This window comes from Bifidobacterium apicola, from assembly GCF_042846865.1.
GTDB classification, from domain to species: Bacteria; Actinomycetota; Actinomycetes; order Actinomycetales; family Bifidobacteriaceae; genus Bombiscardovia; species Bombiscardovia apicola.
On record NZ_BAAFQQ010000001.1, the window covers coordinates 870,920 to 893,633 of the forward strand.

At 52.6% G+C, this 22,714-nt stretch carries 16 protein-coding genes and 1 tRNA gene; 8 read left to right on the forward strand and 9 right to left on the reverse strand.

Translation table 11 applies throughout. The features are described 5' to 3' along the window. Positions 1-55 precede the first annotated feature (55 nt). From ACGG9J_RS03720 to ACGG9J_RS03730, 3 genes are all read right to left on the reverse strand, one after another. Positions 56-784, reverse strand: coding sequence for an IspD/TarI family cytidylyltransferase (locus tag ACGG9J_RS03720; protein ID WP_390133728.1), 729 nt, complete (start codon positions 782-784; stop codon positions 56-58). A gap of 68 nt (positions 785-852) precedes the next feature. Then, positions 853-2,127 carry an ABC transporter ATP-binding protein gene (locus ACGG9J_RS03725; RefSeq protein WP_390133731.1) on the reverse strand — a complete coding sequence of 425 codons (1,275 nt, stop codon included), beginning with the start codon at positions 2,125-2,127 and terminating at the stop codon, positions 853-855. Continuing rightward, positions 2,127-2,966 (reverse strand): ABC transporter permease, encoded by an 840-nt coding sequence (locus ACGG9J_RS03730; protein WP_198176883.1) that lies wholly within the window; start codon positions 2,964-2,966, stop codon positions 2,127-2,129. Before ACGG9J_RS03730 ends, ACGG9J_RS03725 begins: the two co-directional genes overlap by 1 nt. Before the next feature lie 154 nt (positions 2,967-3,120). Here ACGG9J_RS03730 and ACGG9J_RS03735 point away from each other — a divergent pair, with 154 nt between their 5' ends. Next, the gene (locus ACGG9J_RS03735; RefSeq protein ID WP_390133733.1) at positions 3,121-4,266 is read left to right on the forward strand and encodes an acyltransferase family protein; all 1,146 of its coding nucleotides are present in this window, start codon (positions 3,121-3,123) and stop codon (positions 4,264-4,266) included. 39 nt (positions 4,267-4,305) lie between these two features. Here the strand turns inward: ACGG9J_RS03735 and ACGG9J_RS03740 are convergent, their stop codons facing one another. The 3 genes from ACGG9J_RS03740 to ACGG9J_RS03750 all read right to left on the reverse strand — a co-directional run bounded on the left by ACGG9J_RS03740 (position 4,306) and on the right by ACGG9J_RS03750 (position 8,947). After that, positions 4,306-6,201 carry a DUF6020 family protein gene (locus ACGG9J_RS03740; protein WP_390133736.1) on the reverse strand — a complete coding sequence of 632 codons (1,896 nt, stop codon included), beginning with the start codon at positions 6,199-6,201 and terminating at the stop codon, positions 4,306-4,308. Positions 6,202-6,317: 116 nt separating this feature from the next. Next, on the reverse strand, positions 6,318-7,250 hold the full coding sequence (locus ACGG9J_RS03745) for a glycosyltransferase family 2 protein (protein WP_390133738.1): 933 nt from the start codon (positions 7,248-7,250) through the stop codon (positions 6,318-6,320). After that, the gene (locus tag ACGG9J_RS03750) at positions 7,250-8,947 is read right to left on the reverse strand and encodes a glycosyltransferase (RefSeq protein ID WP_390133740.1); all 1,698 of its coding nucleotides are present in this window, start codon (positions 8,945-8,947) and stop codon (positions 7,250-7,252) included. The genes ACGG9J_RS03745 and ACGG9J_RS03750 overlap by 1 nt, the downstream gene beginning before the upstream one ends. A 118-nt stretch (positions 8,948-9,065) precedes the next feature. Between ACGG9J_RS03750 and ACGG9J_RS03755 the strand changes: the two genes are divergently transcribed. Then, the gene (locus ACGG9J_RS03755) at positions 9,066-10,043 is read left to right on the forward strand and encodes a glycosyltransferase family 2 protein (protein WP_390133742.1); all 978 of its coding nucleotides are present in this window, start codon (positions 9,066-9,068) and stop codon (positions 10,041-10,043) included. Between the two features lie 37 nt (positions 10,044-10,080). Here ACGG9J_RS03755 and ACGG9J_RS03760 read toward each other — a convergent pair whose 3' ends face one another. Beyond that, a complete protein-coding gene (locus ACGG9J_RS03760; RefSeq protein WP_390133744.1) occupies positions 10,081-10,782 on the reverse strand; it encodes a metal-dependent transcriptional regulator in 702 nt (233 codons plus the stop codon). A 176-nt stretch (positions 10,783-10,958) separates the two neighbouring features. Between ACGG9J_RS03760 and ACGG9J_RS03765 the strand changes: the two genes are divergently transcribed. From ACGG9J_RS03765 to ACGG9J_RS03785, 5 genes are all read left to right on the forward strand, one after another. After that, positions 10,959-12,398: an Nramp family divalent metal transporter gene (locus ACGG9J_RS03765; RefSeq protein WP_390133747.1), complete on the forward strand. Its 1,440-nt coding sequence runs from the start codon at positions 10,959-10,961 to the stop codon at positions 12,396-12,398. 321 nt (positions 12,399-12,719) lie between these two features. Then, positions 12,720-14,162, forward strand: a complete 1,443-nt coding sequence (locus ACGG9J_RS03770; protein WP_390133749.1) for a catalase — start codon at positions 12,720-12,722, stop codon at positions 14,160-14,162. A gap of 129 nt (positions 14,163-14,291) precedes the next feature. Continuing rightward, positions 14,292-15,677 carry a sugar porter family MFS transporter gene (locus ACGG9J_RS03775; RefSeq protein ID WP_390133751.1) on the forward strand — a complete coding sequence of 462 codons (1,386 nt, stop codon included), beginning with the start codon at positions 14,292-14,294 and terminating at the stop codon, positions 15,675-15,677. A 39-nt stretch (positions 15,678-15,716) separates the two neighbouring features. Then, positions 15,717-16,391, forward strand: a complete 675-nt coding sequence (locus ACGG9J_RS03780) for an SGNH/GDSL hydrolase family protein (protein WP_390133753.1) — start codon at positions 15,717-15,719, stop codon at positions 16,389-16,391. 129 nt (positions 16,392-16,520) lie between these two features. After that, a tRNA-Ser gene (locus ACGG9J_RS03785) sits at positions 16,521-16,608 on the forward strand. 508 nt (positions 16,609-17,116) lie between these two features. Here ACGG9J_RS03785 and ACGG9J_RS03790 read toward each other — a convergent pair. Further along, a complete protein-coding gene (locus ACGG9J_RS03790) occupies positions 17,117-18,739 on the reverse strand; it encodes an ATP-binding protein (protein ID WP_458859752.1) in 1,623 nt (540 codons plus the stop codon). Positions 18,740-19,085: 346 nt separating this feature from the next. Then, the gene (locus ACGG9J_RS03795; RefSeq protein ID WP_390133757.1) at positions 19,086-21,473 is read right to left on the reverse strand and encodes a hypothetical protein; all 2,388 of its coding nucleotides are present in this window, start codon (positions 21,471-21,473) and stop codon (positions 19,086-19,088) included. A 451-nt stretch (positions 21,474-21,924) separates the two neighbouring features. Here ACGG9J_RS03795 and ACGG9J_RS03800 point away from each other — a divergent pair, with 451 nt between their 5' ends. Further along, complete coding sequence (locus ACGG9J_RS03800; protein WP_390133760.1) at positions 21,925-22,506, forward strand: HNH endonuclease; 582 nt, start codon at positions 21,925-21,927, stop codon at positions 22,504-22,506. Positions 22,507-22,714: the final 208 nt, after the last annotated feature.

A 22,714-nucleotide genomic window follows, 5' to 3' on the forward strand; every position in this document is an offset into this window, starting at 1 on the left:
AGGTCATTCACATCCTGCTGCAGAACGTCCGCATCAATCCGTCTTCCCTCTGCCATCAGGCCATTCCCTTAGCATCGAGATAGGCCTCGAAGAGCGCTACATCCTCGGGACTGGTGAGCTTGAAGTTGGAATTGTCACCAGCTACCGCATGAACCACATGACCAGTTTCAATCAGCAGCGTGCAGGTAGCGACTGAATCATGAATGCCCATCTCATCAGCCTGGCGATGGATTAGCGAAAGATCGCGCAGACGCAAGCTCTGCGGGGTCTGTGTTCGCATGATGTGAGAGCGCTCAACCACCCTGTTACTTGACTCGCCGTCATCGGTATGGAGCAAGGCCTCAGTTGCCGGCACTACGGTGATGGCATTGCCGTATTTCTCCACGCCGGCTATGTTGGCGTTGATCACCTCTTCAGTCAACAAGGGGCGAACACCGTCATGGATCAAAATGATGTCCTCAGGCGAATACTGCTCCTCCAGATAATGCAGGCCGCAGCGAATGGATTCGAAGCCGCTGACACCTCCAGGTATGACGGATCGGACCTTGGTCAGCCCGCAATCTTTGACGTATTGCTCAACGATTCCTGTCCACTCGGGCAGGGATACGACAATGATGTCCTCGACGGCCACTGCTCGTTGGAAAGCTTCCAAGGTATAGACCAGTACCGGCTTGTTCCGAACCACCAAAAACTGCTTGGGCACCGGCCCACGCATACGGGCGCCAACCCCACCGGCCAATACCAGGGCGACGACCCTGACGGTGGGCTCATCTGGGGAATCCATGCTCTTTTTTCCCTGGCTCTCATGACTCATGCCATAATTCTAACGAAAGTGCCGCAAGGACTGACGAACTAGAGTGATTCCCCGCCCAGGAGACTGATCTGCAGCCCACGGTCGCTCAACAAAGCGTATTCTCTGTTCCGCTTGTCTCTGATGGCAAAGACACAGGAATTCTCGTCATTGGTGAAGGCAATCATTTTTGTGGGAGCGTTTTTGTCCGTCTGCGCTTCATCTCGCACACGCAGGGACACGACAAGACGGAATTCGCCATTATTGAAAATGTTCAAGGGTACCGAACAATGCACTACCCGATGCCCGCAGGCTTTGAGACGTATGGTGTCGGCACCCGTGTCATAGGCTATACCGCCACGCCGGGTATCGTGCATGGCAACGGCCATATAGAGATTGTCGTACTCAGCACAGTCGTATTCCACGTCAAAGCGGAAAGTATCCGAACTCTTGCAGACCGAAGAGGATACCGGATAGGCACGCAGAAGAGGCACCTGAGCGCTGAGGCCGGTCGGATATTCGTCTCCTGGCTTGCTGCTGTCCGACTGCTTGTCGGGAGCTTTGAGATTCTCCAAGGTGTACCGATTGGCGACATCATCCTTATCGCCATTGATCACCACGTGGCCGTCCTTGATAAGGATCGCCCGGTCGCAGTACTTCTTCACGGCGCCCATGTCATGGGTGACCAGGATGACCGTCTTGTTGGGATCCTTCTTGACCTCGGTGAAGTAATCATCGCATTTACGCTGGAAGGCCTCATCACCGACAGCAAGAACCTCGTCCAGGATCAATATGTCGCCTTGGGCTTTGATTGCCACGGAAAACGCCAGGCGCACCTGCATGCCGCTGGAGTAGTTCTTCAGCTTCTGATCCATGAACTCGCCCAGTTCGGCAAAGTCCACGATATCGTCGTACATGGCATCGACCTCGCTGCGGGTGAATCCCAGCAAGGCCCCGTTCAGGTAGACGTTCTCACGGCCCGTCAGCTCCGGATTGAAGCCCACGCCCAATTCGATGAAGGGAACCAGCTTGCCCGTATAGGAGATGCGGCCGCGCTCAGGGTAGTAGATGCCGGAAATCAGCTTGAGCAGGGTCGATTTGCCGCTGCCGTTGCGTCCGACTATGCCGAAAAAGTCGCCCCGACGCACCTGGAAGGACACATCCTGCAGCACCTGCTGCTCCTTGTATCCCTTGATTCCTCGGGTCCAGTTGATGAAGGCCTGCTTGAGTCCTGTGGCCTGTTCAGTAGGCAGCCGAAAGACCTTGTCCACATGTTCTACGGACAGGACTACGGGCCGATCGTCTTTCTGACGAATTGGTTCCCCAGCCTTGCTCATCACATCACCTCGGCGAATTTGTGATTGTACTTGCGGAATACGCATACACCCAGCACCACCATGATCACAGTGAGCAGGATAGGGATCATGGTCACGAAGGGATTGCTGATCTGATTCCATACCGTGGGGGTGGTTTCCGGAGCGATGAATGAATGCCGGATATCCTGGATGGATTGCGCTATAGGGTTGAGCAGGAGCAACTTGGCTACGACAGGGCCCCACCAACGGTGGATTCCCGATACCGCGGTCAGAGGATAGATGACAGGAATGGAATAGAAGATCACCTGTTGCAACACGTCCCAGATATGCGACACATCGCGGAAGTAGACATACATGGTAGCCATGATCAGCGTGAAGCCCAAGGCCAGAATATATAGTTGAAAGACGCTGATGGGCAGCAAAAGGACTCTCCAAGTGAAATGCACTCGGCAGAAGATAGCAAAGATGAGGACCACGATCAGGTTGATGCCGTAGCTGATCAGCGCCCCCATGGTAGCAGATACCACCACGATGTAATTGGGGAAGTGCACCTTACGCAGGAGGTCGCCGCGATCCACAATCGAACGCAGCCCTATGGAAGTCGACTCGTTGAAGAACTGCCAGGAGCTTATGCCCAGAAGCAGCACAACAGGATAGGTCGGCGTTCCATCAGTCATCCTGAGGAATTTAGCGAAGACCAAATACATGACCACAAAGAGCATCAATGGCTGCAGAACCGACCAGGCAACCCCAAGAAAGGATCCCTGATACCTGAGCTTGAAATCGGTCTTGACAAGCTCACGCAGAATAACCAATGAATAGTGGTATCGCTGGCGTAATCTATCTACGATGCTTCTCACAACCGTACAGACTACCAAACAGCTGTGAAAGATATGCTCCCATCTCGGCATCCTCACAAATAACACCGTATGGCGGAGCTCTCCACGAACTACTACAGGTAGGCCCTAGGCACTATTCTATGACATATTCATATCATCCCGATGGGAGATCAGAGTGACATCTCAATCGAATAAGGTCGCGATCCACTCAACTCGCAACCTTAATATTGAGTTACTACGCATATTGGCAATGCTGATGGTCGTCTATTGTCATATGATCATCCATGTTGATTTCACCAACGGGGGCTCGCGCATTGTATTGCCCATGTATCCAGGATGGAAATCCGCGATCAGTTTCACCATCGTACAGTATGGTCAAGTTGGCGTTTCAATCTTCTTTATGATCTCAGGATACTTCTTGGTTAAGAAACAGTTTTCGTGGAGGCGAATTTTCTCAACCTGGTTCCAGATGTTTCTCTACGCAGTTTTATGCCTAGTAATTGCAATCATTGCCAAGCAATTTCTCACTCTGCCCTTCGGCATGAATGAGCTGCTGTCTCGTGCCCAGTCCTTGGATACAGTCCTATGGAGTTTATGCCCATTTTTGTACAATAGCTACTGGTTCATAGACGCATATATTCTCATGCTTCTTCTTAGCCCATTCATCAATACTGTATATGCGCACATGTCCCAGAAGCAGATTCTTGCACTGATCGCACTTCTCATGTTCATCGGTACTTGGCCTCTGTTCTTCAATAAAGCCAATCACTGGAACAATGTAGTGTATGCCATCTTGGGATACATCATCGGTGCCTATATCCGGAGCTACCGAGATTCACTGCATACCATATCAAATGGTGCGCTGGCCATCTGCACAGTCTTATGTACAACGCTCATGCTGGGGTTCAATCATTTTGTTTTGTCAGGATCTCGCTGGGCGCAAAGACTGACATGGGCTGAACAAATCCATCAGGGCCTGCAAATACTGCCTATCTGCATCGCTTTTTGCTTTTTTGTGGCAGCTTGTCGGCTTCCGCAGCTCCATCTTCCGCACATATGGAGCACTTGTCTACTACAGGTATCAGCAGGAACCTTCGGTGTCTATCTCTTGCATGAAAACACGTTCGGATTCCGATTCATCTGGGGTGCTATCGCATCATGGCTACCAATAGTATCCAGCAAATCAGGCTTTATTTTGACGTATCTGGTTACAGGTTTGCTGACCTTTATAGTCCTTGACATAATCGCCATGCTGATCGACAGATTGCTTACCCATCCCCTTCGCAAATTTATCATTAGCAAAATAGCAGTAATCAAATAACCTTATGAAAGTGCTAACCGGGTATCTTTTAAGTTCATCTTAATTACTTATATTACGTTTATTGGTGAGCACCTCGGCAAATGGCACTGCAGTCGTAAGTGCGAAAACAAAAAGAAAGCTAAGCGTATATCGCGCCTGATGCGCTGGCAACAAAAACAAACTGCACCAAGATACTACAGTAGGAATCAGATAACAAAGATTCTTATAACGCCTAATCGATATAGTAAGTCCTAACGCCGTCAGAGGCAGCCATACAGTGTATAAAGCTTCACTGCCGACAAAAGAAAACGGCGGAATTTTATTCAGTGCGCTCGTTAACGGAACCGCGATCTTTTCTTGTGTGTAGCTTAGTCCACACTCCGGATACTCAGTAAGGATCCGCGACCCGCCTGCTTCCCACCAACCACAGCGAACGGGTCCGCTATAGTAATAGGTCTCCCCATATACAAATGGATTTATTAGATAAGGCACTGCAGCAATGTAATCCTTCGGGTAGCGGAAAAACAGACGTATCCAAGTTAGAATAAAGTTTTTCCTGTCCGACGAACTAGCATCCGGCCTATACCCATAGTGCTTGGCATAATCAGCCGAATCAGCTTGCCAATATGGTTTTAACTGATCGATGTCGAGGACTCTGTCAATCGCCTGTCGATCGGATTTTGATAACTCATCTTGATGAAGTATCGCTACTTTCGACAGCTGTTGAATAGGGACGGAGATGGTCTCCTGGGGACCTCCAGGCGCTATATCCAACGCAGGAAGCACCACCATGGGCACAAAACCAATCACTAGGGCAGCGGGCACGAGCATAGAAATCAAGAAAGCGGCGAACTGCTTCCTAATAACAATTATCGCTAATAGGAGCGACACAGTAGTAACATAAACTCCCAGCTTTTTAGATAGACCTGAGAATAAGCCGAGCGCAACAAGGCACAGCACTAACTTCCAGCCAACAGCTTGGTTATTGTTACACCGATAAATCACTTCAAAGAAAGCCACCATCCATAGGAGAAAGATGGAAACCCAGGTTGAATCCTTGAGCACAATACTCATATACATAGGAAAGGCTGGCAATATTGCTGCCAGGCACCAACAGGCACAAATGCAAGAATCTGGAAGATTCGTTCGTTTCTTAATCCATACTAGCGATACAACTATCGCAAAGGCCGCTACTATACTTTGCAATATTATAAGAATGCGGAAACCCAGAATTTCTTGACCAAGCCATAGCCCGAGCTCATCAAATAATCCATATAAATAAGTATCAAAAAAAGGGTGATGATCCTGTCCTGCATATCCCGGTAGTTCAACCATCGTCATGGGATCCCAAACATGCCCGGTGCGAAACTGAACTAGTTGCACCATGGCATCCACACCTATAATCGCCGGACCCTGAATTATGAGCATGGGTACCCAGCAAAGAACCATAGCCAAGGTAGCCACGGTCATGTGCATAGGTTTGCCGTCAAAGAAACGAACTCCCTTTCCCCAGATACTGAGGTTGGTAGGAGGGATAGCGGTTGAAACTTCGCTTATATTTCGGCGCTCAACAAAGCCAGTTGCTTTACGCGTCAGCCAACAAACAACAACAGCAAGAGTAAAGCCAATTGTCAGCAATTGGATACTAGCAACCATCCAAAAGATCGGCTTGTGCCACTGTGGCACACCACCCACATAATTCGGATAACTGTCGAACGACTTATTAGGCAGTTTCATCAGACGCGGCACAACAATTGACAGAGCCAAGAAGAAAGAAAGAATCGCAGAAATCAGCTGGTCTCTCTTTCCTGCATGTTTAAAATCTGGATAAAACCGATAGAATAAGACTCCAAGACACACAGCAAGAGCGATGGAACCAGCTGGGCCGAACTGTGCAATTGAATCCAAACCTTTGGCTGTTAAGTTGGTGAAGTTATCGAACGCTGCAGAATCCACGTTCCTAAACGCCAAAGACTGGGCACAAAGGATTCCTACGGCCACGGATAAAAGACAGCGCAACTTCTGCAGGCCTGGCCTATTTGTTTTGCTGGTCATTGGTCTCTCCGAATAGCTTATAACTGCGGATAATCGATCGACGGGTTAAACCGTATAGCTTCAATCATCTTGCCGTACATCTGTCGGCGCAGTTTCTTATCCACTCCCCCAGATCGCATGGCATACCAAACCTGGGCGCAAAAGAGCAGATAATGGACCAGGCTCTTGTGATGCAGTCTGTAGGACCCTTGATTGCGGATGCCATAGGCGAACTTCCAGGCGTTCTTCTCGTTGATCATCGAGAAATTGACTCCCTTGTTCTCACCCATATCGTGCACCACTACGCTATCGAGAACCTGAACTCCAGGACAGTCTCTGGTGATACGCAAAGTGTACTCAGCATCGTCAAACCAGATGAAGTACTCCTTGTAGGGCAGACCGTAGGCTTCCATGACCCAGCGTGGAATGAGCACGGATACGAAGGATGCCTGATTGATCAGCACCAGATCCCTGAGCCCCATGGCCCGCAACCGGCCCCAGTCCCATGTAGGCACAGGATTGTTCATTTCCGAAATGGTTCCGTCGATGTATTTGATCAAGGAACAGGCAAAGGGAATATCCGGGCTCAAAGCCTTGGTGGCTTGCTCATAGCCTGCGAGCAGCTTTTCAAGGGCATCCGGCTCAGGATATCCGTCATCATCGAAGATCCACACGTAGTCGAGACCCATCCGGTAGCCCTCGCGCATGCCAGCAGAGAAGCCGCCGGCCCCGCCGACGTTCTTGGGCAGAGTGACAATGCGGAGCTCCACCTTCCCTCCCAAGGGGAATGTGTCCTGATATTCATGCAGGTAATCTGCAGTCCCATCAGTCGAAGCATTGTCGACGATGATCAGGGCCTTGGGCAGGAAGGTCTGGGATTCCAGAGAGGCCAGAACCTTCTTCAGCTTTTCCAAGCGGTTGAAGGTGACAACGACAGCGGCCACATTCCGTCGGTTATCTACAGCATTCATCACTGCGCCCATTCTCCCAACATCCGGGTGAAGAAGGAGTCGGCCGATTCCTTCCTTGAAAACTCCTGAAGCCGTTCCAGCTCTGCCGTCCACAACCGTCTGCGATCCTGTTCACGATCATTCATCCTCTGCAAGGAACGGACCGATTGGCGAACTAGCCCCAGCGATTGCCGAGGCAATAGCCCCTGGACAGGAACCAGTGTCGATTGGGAACCGACATCAGCGCTCAACACCGGCATGCCTCTACTGATTGCCTCAATGGTCGTAAGAGTAATGCCTTCGTTGATTGACGTGATCAGCAGAGCGTCCGCCCAATCATATGTTGCAGAAACCGGCTGAGAGACATCACGACGTTCCACTACATGCTCCAGACCATATTTCTCCAGGAGTTTGCGTACCTCCAGGTCCATATCGCCGCTGCCATGCATGATGAACCGAAAACGACCGGGAAAACGACGCTCCATTTCCTTGGCGACATTGATAAATGCCTCAGGACGCTTCTGTCTGGTCATTCTTCCTACAAAAGCGACATGAAGGACCCCCTGTTGCGCCCGATCCTTGTACCTTGGATGCATCTGATCGGCAGTCAGACCAACCAAGGGTGCCATAACCACCTTTTTCGCCGCTATGCCATGATGATTTACCAGCCAGTCCTGCAGTTGAGGCGAAATGACATGGTGCAGATCGATATAAGGGTCACGGCTCACGCTCTGGTTGGGATAGCCACCGCGGTCGTGGTATTCAAGAATATGCAAGGAGTCGACAATGAACGTATGCGGGTAGTACCGCTTGATCCACCAGAGCCGGTCATACATCCACTGATTGTGATGAATCATGACTCCGCAGATGTTGTACTGCTCAAACAGAGCCCTGAGCAGGGGCACATCGCCGATGCCCTCCTGTGCAGGAAAAGTCAGATTGATGACAAGGGCATCATCCAAATCCTTGCTGACGATCCATGGCTGGTGACTGTCATTGTTGGTGATGACGATAGGCAATAGTCCCGCTTTACGAGCCAGAGCTACTGTTTCCATGGCCCAACGCTCGGCTCCCCCAGGCTGCAGCCAATGCATGGCAATGATGACAGCTTTAGGAGCCGAAGAGTCCGGTTGCCCAGGTTCGATGGGACTGCCTGGATGATGCACAGCCCCGTGAGCGAACAGGTCGCTGGTTGAATCCGGACGATAAGTCTCAATAGCTTGGTATCCCGCTTTCTCACGCTTACACCTAAGCAATTCACGTACCTGATCGAACAGAAGCGGGAAATGCAGCTCACAGTAGTTATAAATTTGGTTGCGCATAGGCAACCGAGAAGATAGATTCCGGGCCTTGACCGTCATATCAGTGGCATCGTCAGGAGTAAGCAACACATACCGTTCATTCCAGTCAACCAATTGATGATGCAGGTCAAAATAGTGAGGCGTAAATGCGGTCTTAGGCTTAGCTGTCGACCTGGCTTTGAATTCGACTACAGGTTTAAGCCCGGCTCCCTTGGTCAGAGAACCATTCAGAGTCGACGTATCCGTCAAGCGGGGATACTGCCAGTCTTCACCCATATAGATCTTGTAGAGCAGTTCTCGACCCGGCTGCATCAACGAATGATAGTTGACTGCTGAAATAACCAATCGGCGTTGCCGTTTGCTCAAGCCATCAAGCTGCTTCCAGACATCAGGTCCAGTTTCAAATAGCTGCTGCATGTGGTCTATGCTAACCTGAGCGCGGTACGCGGAATGGGCATACCTCTGCTATTGCCCACAAATTTCATAATCCCATATCGACCTCAATCTGAGAATCCCTATATGTATAGTGTTAATCATGAAGCCTGCCTTGGAAGAAGTCACCATTGCCGTTCTCTTACCCTGCTATAACGAGGAACAGACAATAGGAAAAGTCGTCGACGATTTCCACAAAGCGCTTCCAACGGCGACCATTTACGTCTATGACAACAACTCTACAGACAAGACAGCTTCCATAGCGCAATCCAAGGGCGCAGTAGTCCAACCAGAACCGCGCCAAGGCAAGGGCAATGTCATACGAGCTATGTTTGAAGACATCGATGCCGACGTGTATGTCATGGCCGACGGCGACGATACCTATCCAGCGGAAAGCGCTCCCGCCATGGTCGACAAAATCCTCGAGGGCTATGACATGGTGATAGGCGACAGACTGAGCTCGACCTACTTCCAAGAGAACAAAAGACCCTTCCACAACGTCGGCAACAGATTGGTCCGTTCGGCAATCAACGGCATCTTCCATGCGCACGTCAAAGATATTATGACGGGATACCGGGCTTTTTCGTTCACCTATGTTAAGTGCTATCCGATCCTGTCCCATGGATTCGAAGTGGAAACGGAAATGACCATACACAGCCTGGACAGGAATCTACGGCTGTATGAAATGCCCGTTCAGTACCGTGACCGTCCTAAAGGCTCCCACAGCAAACTCAACACTGTAGGCGATGGGGTCCGCGTACTTTCCACCATTTTCAGAATGATCAGGGAGTACAAGCCTCTTCCCTTCTTTGGAGGCTGCGGTTTGCTGATAGACCTGGTCGGTTTCGGTTTTCTGTTGTCGGTTATGCTTGAATTCTGGCGCACAGGATCGGTCCCGCGTATTCCTACCCTTATAGGATCAGTGCTGTTAATCCTGGTCGGCTTGTTATCCATCATTGCCGGCATTATCCTCGACGTTCTAGCAAAAAACGACAGAAGAGCCTACATCCATACCTCAAACTTATTCGCATATCTTCACCGCCATCAGCAAAAGCGCGAGGCCAACCGCAATAAGCAGTGACATTGCTCAACACAACAAATCGCCTAATGGTTTTTGGTCAGGTAAGACTGACCTGAATCAGTGCCGCCTGTTCTTTAGACAGCACAAGGAGATCGCCCGAAGCGGGGCCGAATCTGGATCGCGTATCCGTCAGGCTTACGGCTAGTTCATCACCAGCCTGCCGACTTTTCACCTGCACCAGACAGCCAGGTCCTATATGGTAATTGCTGAGCGTGCGCAGGATTCGTGGATCCTCATCGCTGACTCGTTGCACACGTACCGTCGAACCAGCAGCCACTTCCGAAAGAGGCCTTGTGGTTGTAGGCACGGGGGGGAGATCCCCCTCTGCCGAAGGTATAAGATCACCATGCGGATCGGCAGTGGGATGCCCCAGATAGTCGTCGATGCGATCGACCATTTTGTCGGAGACCGCATGCTCAAGGCTGTCCGCCTCCTCATGCACCTCATCCCAGCCATAACCGAGGACCTGCACTAGGAAGGTCTCAAGCAGCCTGTGGCGCCGAACCATGGTGACTGCATAGCGACGACCGGTCTCAGTCAGCTCTACCTTGCCGTAAGGCCTGTGAGTGACCAGACCAGCATCAACCAAACGGCCCAGCGCGCCAGAGACCGTCGACTGTTTCACGCCCGTCCTCTCGGCCACCGCTGTGGGCTGTACAGGGCCTTGATCCCACTCCTGAAGATCCCAGATGACCTTGAGATAGTCCTGGGCGCTGGAAGACAGTTCGGCAATTCCCATGCTCCACAGTCTATAGCACAGATCCATAGAACGACCCGCGAGCAGCCCCTGCACGCATATTTCGACATTGTCACAGATCACCTCTGGTATTCTTCATCGAGCGCCATTAGACTTCGAAGGGTCGAAGTCTATAACCAGCCGCACGACCGCCATGGTTCAGAATCAAGGAAGGTGACATGCCGAACACTAAGACCCCAACCTCAGGGTCCGCCAGTCCAGCCGGATACGAAGTCAGGAATCCGCCGTCCAGTCGGCAGCACCAATCCCATCCCATCATCGAGACAGCCAACGGGCGCTCCTTGGAGGAGATCAACGCCACGGTCTCCGTGCCCAACTCGACCTCATCCTTCTGGAAGAATCTGGCAGCCTTCTCCGGCCCGGGCGCTCTGGTGGCAGTCGGCTACATGGATCCTGGCAACTGGATCACCTCCATCGGCGGCGGCGCCCAATACGGCTACCTGCTCATGAGCGTCATCCTTATTTCCAGCCTGATAGCCATGATGCTGCAATATATGTCGGCCAAGCTGGGAATCGTGACTGGTCTGGACCTTGCCCAAGCCACCCGCCAGCACACCAGCCGCCGGCTCAGTTTCGCTCTCTGGATCTGCACGGAGCTGGCCGTGATGGCCACTGACATTGCCGAGGTGATCGGCGGGGCCATCGCATTGAAGCTGCTCTTCGGCATTCCGCTGATCCTAGGGGTGACACTGACCGTCCTGGATGTGCTCATCCTCCTGCTGCTGACCAAGATCGGCTTCCGACGCATTGAGGCCATCGTGGCCACCCTGATCCTGGTCATCATGGCGGTCTTCCTTTACGAGGTGTTCCTGGCCAGGCCCGACATGCCCGCAGTCTTCCGCGGCTTTATCCCCGACAAGGCCATCCTGGGCAACGGACAGCTGACCATGGCTCTGGGCATCGTGGGCGCCACGGTCATGCCGCACAACCTCTACCTGCACTCATCCATCGTGCAGACCCGCGACTTCGACCGAAGCGACGACCGTCAGGTTGCCAATGCGGTCCGCTTCGCCACCTGGGATTCCAACATCCAGCTGTCCGCAGCCTTCGTAGTCAACTGCCTGCTGCTGATGCTGGGTGCGGCCATGTTCTTCGGACACGGTGAAGGGCTGGACACCTTCACCGCCCTCTACAACGCCCTTGGCGACAAGACCATCGCAGGTCCGGTCGCCTCAGGACTGCTCTCCACCCTCTTCGCCGTAGCCCTGCTGGCCTCCGGTCAGAACTCGACCATCACCGGCACTCTGACCGGACAAATCGTCATGGAGGGCTTCATCCGCATGAGGATCCCTCTCTGGCTGCGCAGGCTGGTCACCCGAGTGATCTCCATCATCCCCGTGTTGATCTGCACCATCGCCTTCGGCGGCAAGGAGTCTGCCTTGGATAGCCTGCTGGTCTACTCCCAGGTATTCCTGTGCGTGGCCCTGCCCATATCCATGATCCCCTTGGTCTGGTTCACCTCCTCCAAGAAGATCATGGGCAAGTACGCCAACCCTCGATGGATGGCCTTCCTGGCCTGGATTGTCGTGGCTGTCCTGACCGGGCTCAACCTTCAGCTGGTCATCCAGGATGTGGGCGAACTGATACAGATGCTCTGAGCACCAGTGCTCTGATGAGAGCCGTCGCCGTTTGCCGATTGAATGAGGCATCGTCGGCGGCTCTCTTGCAGTTCCGCCCGCAACAGACACATCACTCTTTGTCGTCATGAGCATCTTGCTCGATTAGTGACATATCTGACTCTCGCTCAGCGCGCATATCCACCAACTCCATCCCCTGTCAGATACGCTGGAAAATAGCAGGATTTTATCAAGAGTCCTGCCATCAGCGATCGAGCGGTTAACCGGGAGCAGGGTCGCAGACCAGGCCCGCATGGGACTGTCGATCACGAACATTATAGATGTCAGAGGAATCGAGCAGATATGAACGACAAACTCACTACCAACGAAGGGCAGCCCTGGGCAGACAATAACCATAGTCAGACAGCGGGCACCCGCGGACCCATCCTCATGCAGGACTACCAGCTCCTCGAAAAGCTGGCCCACTTCAACCGAGAGCGCATACCAGAGCGCGTAGTCCACGCCAAGGGAGCCGGAGCCAAGGGGACTTTCACCTTGGCCAAGGACATGAGCGCCTACACCAAGGCCGACGTATTCAACGGAGCCGGCAAGACCACGCCCATTCTGCTGCGCTTCTCCCAGGTGGCCGGCGAATCCGGCTATCCCGACACCCTGCGTGACGTGCGCGGTTTCGCCCTGCGCTTCTACACGCAGGAGGGCAACTACGACGTGGTGGGCAACAACACCCCCATATTCTTCGTCAACGACCCCCTGAAGTTCCCCGACTTCATCCACTCGCAGAAGCGCGACCCGGCCACCCACCTGCGCAGCCAGGAGATGCAGTGGGATTTCTGGTCGCACTCCCCCGAGTCTGTGCACCAGGTCACCTATCTGATGGGCGACAGGGGCAACCCTGCCAGCTACCGGAACATGAACGGCTATGGAAGCCACACCTTCAAGTGGGTCAATGCGAAGGGCGAGCAGTTCTGGGTCAAGTACCACTTCCTGAGCGAGCAGGGCGTGAAGAACATGACCGATGAGACCGCCGCCAAGGTTGCCTCCGAGGACACGGACTTCCTCCTGCACGATCTTTACGATGCCATCGACCGGGGCGACTACCCCAAGTGGAAGGTCTGCGTACAGATCCTGCCCTATCAGGAGGGCTTGGACTATAAGGACGATATCTTCGACGTGACCAAGGTGGTCTCCAAGAAGGACTATCCGCGCATTGAAATAGGCGAGTTCGTGCTGGACACCAACCCGACCAACTATTTCGATGATGTGGAAGAGGCAGCCTTCTCCCCTGCCAACTTCGTCCCCGGCATCGAGCCATCGCCCGACAAGCTGCTGCAGGGCAGGCTATTTGGATACAAGGACGCCGAGCGTTACCGTCTGGGCGCCAATTACGAGCAGCTGCCGATCAACCGCCCGGTCAATGAGGTCCACAACTACGAGCGTGATGGGTTCATGTCCCAGGGGCAGGATGGATCAGTCAACTACGAGCCCAACAGCAAGGGCGGCCCTGTGGAGGACAACGATGCCCGCATGCATGGCGATGCCGTCCAAGGGCAGACCGAGTACTCCCGCCCCTATGACAATGACTACTATTCCGCGGCCGGCCGTCTCTATAGGCTGATGAGCCCGGAGGAGAAAGACCGCCTGATACAGACCATCAAGAACACCCTGGGCACTGTCGATGACCAGGAGATCCAGGTTCTTGAAACCAGGCAGTTCTACCAGGCCGACCCCGACTACGGTCAACGTGTGGCCGAGGCCCTTGGCCTGTCGATGGACCAGATCAAGTAGGACTGTTCAATCCCTGTTCACGCTGACTCCTTTATCAGTGCAAAGTCTGGCAACAACTACTGAAATTCAAAATTGTCAGATATATCACATATGAATGTATAAAAGCGTATGCCTGATAAAGGAGTCAGCGTGAGCACAGGATACTCAGAGCAAAAGGAAACCAGCGGTTCCAAATATGTCATATTCGTCGTACTGATAGCAGCCATTGGCGGTTCGCTTTTCGGGTACGACCAAGGCGTCATATCCGGTGCCATCAGTTTCTTCTCGGTACATTTCAAGCTGTCCCAGGCCCAGGTAGGTTTCGTGTCGGCCGTACTGGCTCTGGGAGCCATGGCCGGGTGCCTGATCGCCGGCTGGATGAGCGACCACGTAGGGCGTAAACCCGTCATGGTCGTTGCGGGCCTCCTTTTCACACTCTCCAGCCTGACCATGGCCGTCTCGCCCACGGTGACAGTACTGATCATCGGCCGCATCCTATCCGGCATCGCCATCGGCATGGCCTCGACCATCGTCCCGCTCTATATTTCCGAAGTCGCACCAGCCAGAATCCGCGGGACTCTTGTCAGCGCCAACCAGCTGGCCTTCGCCATCGGCATGACCGTGGTCTACATAGTCAATGCCACCATCGCTAATCTGAACCCGCCTGACTGGAACAACGCCTGGGGATGGCGGTTCATGTTCGGCTCTGGCATGGTTCCCGCCATCATCTTCTTCGTTCTGACGCCCATCATTCCCGAGAGCCCGCGCTACCTGATCGAAAAAGGTCGCACCGATACGGCCATGAAGGTTCTGACCCGCATGAACGGTGCCAAATCCGCAAAGGACGAGGTTGACCTGATCAGCAAGACGGTCCAGACCGAACAGAAGGGCCTCTTCAGCGAACTCTTCAAGCCCGGCATCCGCTTCGCTCTGCTCATCGCACTCTTGGCAGCCGCCTTCCAGCAGCTCACCGGCACCATAGCCGTCGGGTATTACGCTCCCATCATCTTCCAGAAGACCGGCATCGGCGCCAACGCCTCACTGATCGAAACCATCGGCATCGGCGTGGTCAAGATCATCTTTGTGGCCATCTTCATGGTCTACATTGACAAGCTGGGCCGCAAGAAGCTGCTGACCTGGGGCGCTGTGGCCATGGCAGGCGCCCTGCTGGCCCTGGCCCTCTTCTTCTCCATCGGCAAGTTCAACACCCTCATGAACATCCTGATCGTCATCGGGATCCTCGCCCACACCGCCTTCTATGAGCTCTCCTGGGGCGGCGGTGCCTGGGTCATCATGTCTGAGGTGTTCCCGACCCGCATTCGCGGCCGTGCACAGTCCCTCTGCTCCCTGACCATGTTCCTGGCTTCCTTCTTCGTTGGACAGGGCTTCCCGATCATGCTCAACGGCATCGGAGCCACATGGACCTTCATCATCTTCGCCATCTTCTGCCTTATCATGGCATGGTTCGCCAAGAACGTCCTGCCCGAGACCAACGGCAAGACCCTGGAGGAAATCCAGGCCGAATTCCAGAAGTAAACCCGACAAGGCAAGGGAAGAAGGGGTATAAGACAAGACATGATGCTGTCTGAGGATTACTTCAAGGACAAGATCATCAACTGCTTCGGAGATTCGACGACCTGGGGCGATAACGGTCTGGATTCAGGGGGGCAAAGCATCTCCTGGACCCAGACCCTTCAGCGGCTCATACCTTTCAAGGAGGTGCGGAACTACGGTATCTGCGGGTCACGGATCGCCGTCTGCGAGGACAGGGACGATTCCTTCATCGAACGGTTCGAGCAGATGGATACCGATGCAGACGATGTTGTGGTCTTCGGTGGAGTCAACGACTTCCAACACGATGTACCGCTGGGGGAGGAAAACAGCACGGACAGCCATACATTCTCCGGCGCCTTGAATATCATGCTGACTGGTCTGCTGAAGATGTATCCCACGCAGAACCTGGTCGTCATTACGGCCACGCAGAACAACTTCGTCCACCCGACCAAGAACTACCCCAACACCCGTCAGCTCAACGCCTGCAACCTTATGCAGGAGGACTATGTGCAGAGGATGAAGGAAATATGCGCCAGCTACTGCATCCCGGTCATCGACCTGTTTGCACAGAGCGGCATCAGCCCTTTCATTGAGGGACATGAACGCTTCATGCCTGACGGCCTGCACTACAGCCAGGAAGGCTATCAAAGGCTTGGGCGCCGGATTACGGGCCTGTTGCTGCCGTATCTGCTATGAACATCGGTCATTGGGGCCCGGGCCAATCGGGCTCCGATGACTCCACACGCCAGGAGCAGTAAGATCCACTGCTTATGCTATAGTTTTCTGTTGTGCCGTTACGAAGGCCAATGGCTTTTCGCAGCACTTGGAGGATTCGCCTAGTGGTCTATGGCGCACGCTTGGAAAGCGTGTTGGGTTCACGCCCTCACGAGTTCGAATCTCGTATCCTCCGCCAGCAGGGATTTTTGGGTTTCCAAAAATCCCTTTTTGTTGCTTAAAAGGACGGAATTGCAACATTGTTGGCGGCACTTCAAAGATTGTTCCTACTCCGTCTTCTCTCTTTTTGACCCCTTATCTGGAGTAAGTTAAGCGGCATCGTTTTAGCGCTCAAGCACTCAGCCCAAAAACGTCGTCGTTCATCCGACTGTGGCAGCTGGGGTTGATTACCGTGGCATGCACTTCGCAAAGCACAAATCCTGTCCACATCCACAAGAACTTCGATGAAGAGAAAGAGGCTCAGGCCAAGACATGATTAAATAAGGCATGTGCCTCATCAACTTGACTGCGTAGGCTCCTCTGAAAGTCCCTAGCAACGCCAATATCGGAAGCAAGATCGCATTTCGCGAGTATGCGGCCGAGTATGTTGAGAAGCGGCTCAAGACGAATACTGTTTTTTCAGAATTCAGTTAAAAATAACTGAATTCAGGTAAGCCTGATTACTGATATCCTAAATGATTCATCCACTACACCGCCTCGTACCGTGCTTTACGTTTTCCACTACCAACTTTTCTGATACGACCCTCATCAACGAGCTTCCGCAACTGGTAATACGCCTGATTCCCGCTAAGGTGCAGCAGCTCCATCACGTCGTTTCTACTCACCGATTTTTGTTCATGGATCAGCTTGATGATTAATTCGGAGTACCGAACCCTATCGATGTCCGATTGGCGAACGTATTCCATCACCTTGCCGCTACGTCGGTACACTTTCGCGCCCAACATATATGTTCGACGAGCCCCAGTGCCGGCGCTTTCGATAAGACCGGATTCAGTCAGTTGTCCCAAAACCGTACGTAAACGCTGATCGCTCATGTCCAGCGACTCTGACAACACGTCAAAGCTGCAGCGCCTCTCTCTCTTGAGCTTGTCCAGAATAAGCAACCCATCGAGAGACATGGATTTGCCACTACGCTCACGCTCCTCGGCCAGCAACTCCACAAACGCCTTGTCGGGCGCACTGCGCGGCAACAACACCGACACCCCACGCCCGTTGGATCTCGAATAATCAGGCAGAGGACGGCCATAGTTCAGGGCACCTTCGAAAATGCGGTCGATCCCACGCCCAGTGCGTTCGGCGAGGCCGGTTCTCTTTAATGCATCCATCAGACATGGATTACGCCCATGTGGCTCAGCTGTAAGCAGGTTATGGACATTGATGCCCTCCACAAACCCACCGGGATTGGCAATGGTCAAGCCCGCATCGTCCACCAATACGCGCACACGCCCGAGAACCGAATAGTCCCTGTGGCCAAATGCATTAACCAAAGCCTCTCGGAAAGCCCTTTCGTCAAACTCAGGGACCATTGAGGAGAATAGACCCACATTCAGTTCTGTTCCCGGATTCCACGGCTTAAACGACGCGGATATTTGCTCTATGGTCTTGAGCAAAGGGCCACGGTACGTCTGGTTCACCTTGATGTCAGTGCCGCTAAGAACTTGGAAAGCCGCTTCATTCGTCGGAACGAACCGTTGCAATGCTCCTTCGTTGCCAATGAGCAGCAAGCCGGCAAAAGTTGGAGTCAAATCCCCGCCGACCGATACGACAAGGCGCAGCGATTTCTCCATATCCTCATCCGAAAGCTCAAGAAGATTCTGATCACCGGATTGATAGGAAGCGATGATCCTGCGCAGACGATCGCGCTCCAACGGGTCAAAATCTTCCCGAGTCGATCCCCTCACCGGCTGAGCGGAATAGTCAAGCCTGCCCAGATCCGAAAGACGAGTTGCAAACTCATACGGATACATGGGCACGCTTTCAGGCGTGTTATCCACTTTCATCATGCGACGGAGAATCTTACCCGACTTTGTTGATACCACACTCTGCGCCTTAGGCACCTCGACCTGAACAACCGCGATGTCATTGCCAACCAATTGCGCACGAACCGATATCGGCGGCACGGTCTTATTGGCAATCATCGCAGCCATTCCTACTGGATCCTGATGCTTTTGCTGTGCACCGGTAGGCGTGCCATCATCCTCAACACCCAAGTACAAGCATCCGCCATCCGTATTGGCCAAGGCAACAACTGCTTCTACTAATTCGGAGTCCGGCAAGCCCTTGAGATCACTTTTGAATTCCTTGGACAAAGTCTCCTTGCCGTACTCACACGCCATTCGTCGCCCACCACCTGTTCTACATCACTGGCCTTAACTGAATTATATGCTCTTTCACTGAATTCTGGTAAAGATTAACTGAATTCAGTGAAAACTACGCTTCAAAAAACAGTCAGACAACGGAGAGAACTGGAACCCCTTAGCGTTTCCAAAGCCGATCAGTGTTCTGGAATACCAAAAAGCGAAACAAGACTTTAACTAGGGACATTCCCCGCATTCCCCAGGACGACAATCCACAGAACCCATGTGTGCACATCTCGGCATGATTCCCGCTCCAGCTCCATCATTGATCAAGCCAATCCGATGTCGCCTTTTGCGGCTATCGCAGTCTCCTTTGAGCGACTTTTTGATTAATCAGTTTCGACAGTTCCTTTTCGCAGTTACGCATGTAACCCAAGCTCTTCTTAAGACCCGATAGCTCTTTCCTGGCTTCTTTCCTCTCAGCCTTATCCAAGTCCTTATCGTCAGAACGCATAGAGAGTACGTCCTGTTGAATTTCCGTGCGTTCAATCTGATCGAGCAAGTCTTGTCGCATCCGGTCAACCGTCTCTCGTCTCATATCAGCTCGGGCAAAGTCGGATTGGCAAAATGTGAGGAGCTTAGAACATTCGTCGAGAGCAAACGCACCTTTGGGATCAGTGAGAAGCGAAGCGGCAGCAGTTACACCACTACCGCCAACCAAACCCAACACTGCGCCGCCACCAGCGATTAAGGCTGTGCCGCCTGCCATACCGAGACCTCCAGCAGCCAATGCACCACCGCCAACCGCAGCAAGGCTCGCACTGGTAAGAGCAGCACCAGATAGACCCGCAGCAGCCGATCCCGCGAGAACCGGCGCTATGACTGGTGCTAGTGTAAACGCCGCACCTCCCGTAGCGACCGCAACCGCGGCAGTTCCTGCAACACCAACGATTTTCCTGGTCCGGCTACCATCCAATAAGCCGGCATTCTTATTTAGTGCCTTAGCGGTCTCCTGCACAGGGGATTTATCCAAATCGCCGCTTACATCACTCCATAGTTCTTCAAGAACCCTCGAATCAAATTTGAGGTGCCTGGCCCTCTTGTCCGAAGAGCCTGACTCTCCACCAGAATTCCCTGGTTTCATTTCAGAGCGATATGAGGCATACGGGACAAACCGTGCGAGTTCAATCAGAACCAGCGCTTGCCACGTGGTTCCGTTTCGTGCAACAAGCTCTTCAATCCTTTGCTTCACTTGCCCGCGATTAAGAAAATCACAGCCTGCAGGTAGATTTTCAGACCATTTGTCAAGCCACTCTTCTTTTTCACCTCGATCTGCTGCCTTACTTCGATCTATGTCCTCATAAAGAGCCAGTCGTTCTATCGAAAACAGAACAGACAGATGCTCCGGCTTCAATGAGAGCATTTCCATCGTTAGCCGATCGGTCGCTTTGTCATTCTGCTGCCGCAGCCTGTGACTTGTTCTTCGCTCCCATACCGTTTTGACATCCACTCCTATGGCGAAAACCAGACGAGTCACACCTACGTAGTTGACTCTCAGCAAGAACTCCTTGCCAGCAAGTACCTTGCTTCCCCTAAACCTGACCAAGGCAGCCCGGATACCAGCATCTGCTAGATCCACCGCAGTAAAGGTGGCCGAGGCAATGGATACCATACGAACGACTCTGGGGTTATTGTATGGAAGGATCCTGCCCTTGTCCAACTGCGCCAAGTCGATCAAAGTGCGGACCTCATTGTTTTTCATCTCCAGACAAAGATGACGAAGAAAATAGCAACACCGCGTCAGGCATTCATTCAGCAGCACTGGAAGCGCCTGCGGCACCAGTTCATGCACAACTCCGATTTCAGTTCGCAGGTCGAACCTAAGAGGCACTTTACGACCTTCATCATTAACTTGCGCAAATAAGGTCCCATTGAACATCTTGGAGATGAACTTGCGTGCCCCCATGCCAGAATCCATGGCATTTTTGAACACAGGCAAGACGGACAGTTCCTTAATGATAGAAAGAAAAGGTCCGGGTATTCCCGTGCCCTGACCGGGATTCGAACTTGACCCTGCCATATCTGATGCCATGTGCAAGAACCATCGCGCCGTGCCTAAGAACAGTTTTTCGCTGAGATTATCGCCGATCAGTCCTTCCTTACACCATTGCTCCTCCACCGGGACCGCTATGAAATCTCCGTACTGATTGGTGCCGTATACCTTTCCGGTAACTTGCGTAAGTATCGAAAACACCAATCCTCCAAGGGAGAAGTGGTGAGAAAAATCCCTGAGATGATGTTGCAAACCACCGCCAAATTCGGCTGTGTACTTATCGCCGACAAATGGGTATCTTTCTTCCAGGAAGTGAATCGCATCATGCAGGGACTCTCCTCTAAAACCAGAATGATGCTTTGCCACCCAAACAACGAATTCTTCGACTTTCTTCGTACCCCACTTGTTCGCCCCGCCCAAAGAGAACTTGCCGACAAAAACCGAATCGCATAAGCCGGCAACCACTCCACAAGCTGCAGCCATCTTGTAATCAAACTGCCCATCATCTTGCGCACGGTCACCTGTGACATCTTCTTCAATGGACTCCACATAGATTCCGTCACCAAAATCGTCGTTCGCTTTAGCGGTGCTGATTCCATCCTCTATACCTTTGTCTTTTACAAGCTCCAGCGAGTACTCGGCAGAGATCAAATCGCTGCCATGCCGTGGCGAAAGCTCCAACTCCCTTGTCATCCGCCCCTCTCTCTCCACAGTGCACACAGAACAAATCGATATAGCCAGAATAAAACAGCAATTGGAACGTCTGCAAACAGTCAACCAGCACTTCCCTCGCTTGTAATTCGCAGTTCCCCTTTACAGACTTCAAAATTATCGCAGATACGCATCCCAGAAACTTAACGGCCTAGTATCCTGGGAGTATGGCAACGAACGTCAATGTCGCATCAAGCCGTCGCAACTGGTCGCGCGAAGAAACGATGATGGCGTTTGCCTTGTACATCGTGCTTGAACCTAGAGAGTGTGACGACAATGGACTAGACGTGCAACGTCTGGCTTCATTCCTGCACCGTACACCCGACTCAGTTGCTTTGAAAATTTGGAACATCGCGGCCTATGATGTCAATCGGAGGGCCCAAGGCAAGGCGGGCATGATGCATGGCAGCAAGCTGGATTCCCAAGTCTGGCAATGGTACGCGGAAAATCCGATGCCTTCATGGCGGAATGTCTCGATTTGCTCCAACACGCACTCCTGCAAGCGAACAAACAACATTTCCACCCAGCACCATTGGCCTCTGACCGATATTCCACGCTCGAAACCGCAACAAAACTGCTGCTTGACAGACACAATCCCGAAGGCGGCGAGCGCGAAGCGACCACGATTCAGCGGATTAACCAGTCGTACTTCCGTAATTCACTGCTTTTGAACTACCAGTGCACATGCTGCATCACCGGCATGCAGATACCTTCGATGCTGATTGCCAGCCATATCAAACCCTGGAAAGCATCAACCCCGACCGAGAAAACCGCCGCATCGAATGGTCTGCTGCTCAATGCATTCCACGACCGAGCATTTGACCAAGGGCTCATCTCCATCGACGACGGTTACCGCATCATGGTCAACCACGACAAGGTGAGGCATTCACAGATTAACGATCAATGGCTCTATGCCTTCGAAGACCAGAGAATCACGTTGCCATCGATCAGTCGACCCTCCCATGAATTTATCGAATACCATCACAAACATATCTTCCTTACCGATGCTGTATAACTGCGGAAGTTATCGCTCCACTACATGCTTGGCAGTGCTCAGGAAATTGGACAAATTCCTCCCCGCCTTTGGCTTCCAAAGTATCGACCATGCCCACAGGTTGAGGTTGCTCTGCTAACCAGAAATCCATAAAGCAAAGCCCCGTTTCAACACATCATGACACGTCGTCAGAGCAGCGAATCAAGCGACCGAACACTTAAGCGGCATC

Coding starts and splice junctions, on each gene's coding strand:
- ACGG9J_RS03720 (WP_390133728.1), bottom strand. CDS start 784: ATGGATTCCCCAGATGAGCCCACCGTCAGGGTCGTCGCCCTGGTATTG.
- ACGG9J_RS03725 (WP_390133731.1), bottom strand. CDS start 2,127: ATGAGCAAGGCTGGGGAACCAATTCGTCAGAAAGACGATCGGCCCGTA.
- ACGG9J_RS03745 (WP_390133738.1), bottom strand. CDS start 7,250: ATGAATGCTGTAGATAACCGACGGAATGTGGCCGCTGTCGTTGTCACC.
- ACGG9J_RS03750 (WP_390133740.1), bottom strand. CDS start 8,947: ATGCAGCAGCTATTTGAAACTGGACCTGATGTCTGGAAGCAGCTTGAT.
- ACGG9J_RS03755 (WP_390133742.1), top strand. CDS start 9,066: ATGAAGCCTGCCTTGGAAGAAGTCACCATTGCCGTTCTCTTACCCTGC.
- ACGG9J_RS03760 (WP_390133744.1), bottom strand. CDS start 10,782: ATGGGAATTGCCGAACTGTCTTCCAGCGCCCAGGACTATCTCAAGGTC.
- ACGG9J_RS03765 (WP_390133747.1), top strand. CDS start 10,959: ATGCCGAACACTAAGACCCCAACCTCAGGGTCCGCCAGTCCAGCCGGA.
- ACGG9J_RS03770 (WP_390133749.1), top strand. CDS start 12,720: ATGAACGACAAACTCACTACCAACGAAGGGCAGCCCTGGGCAGACAAT.
- ACGG9J_RS03780 (WP_390133753.1), top strand. CDS start 15,717: ATGATGCTGTCTGAGGATTACTTCAAGGACAAGATCATCAACTGCTTC.
- ACGG9J_RS03795 (WP_390133757.1), bottom strand. CDS start 21,473: ATGACAAGGGAGTTGGAGCTTTCGCCACGGCATGGCAGCGATTTGATC.
- ACGG9J_RS03800 (WP_390133760.1), top strand. CDS start 21,925: ATGGTACGCGGAAAATCCGATGCCTTCATGGCGGAATGTCTCGATTTG.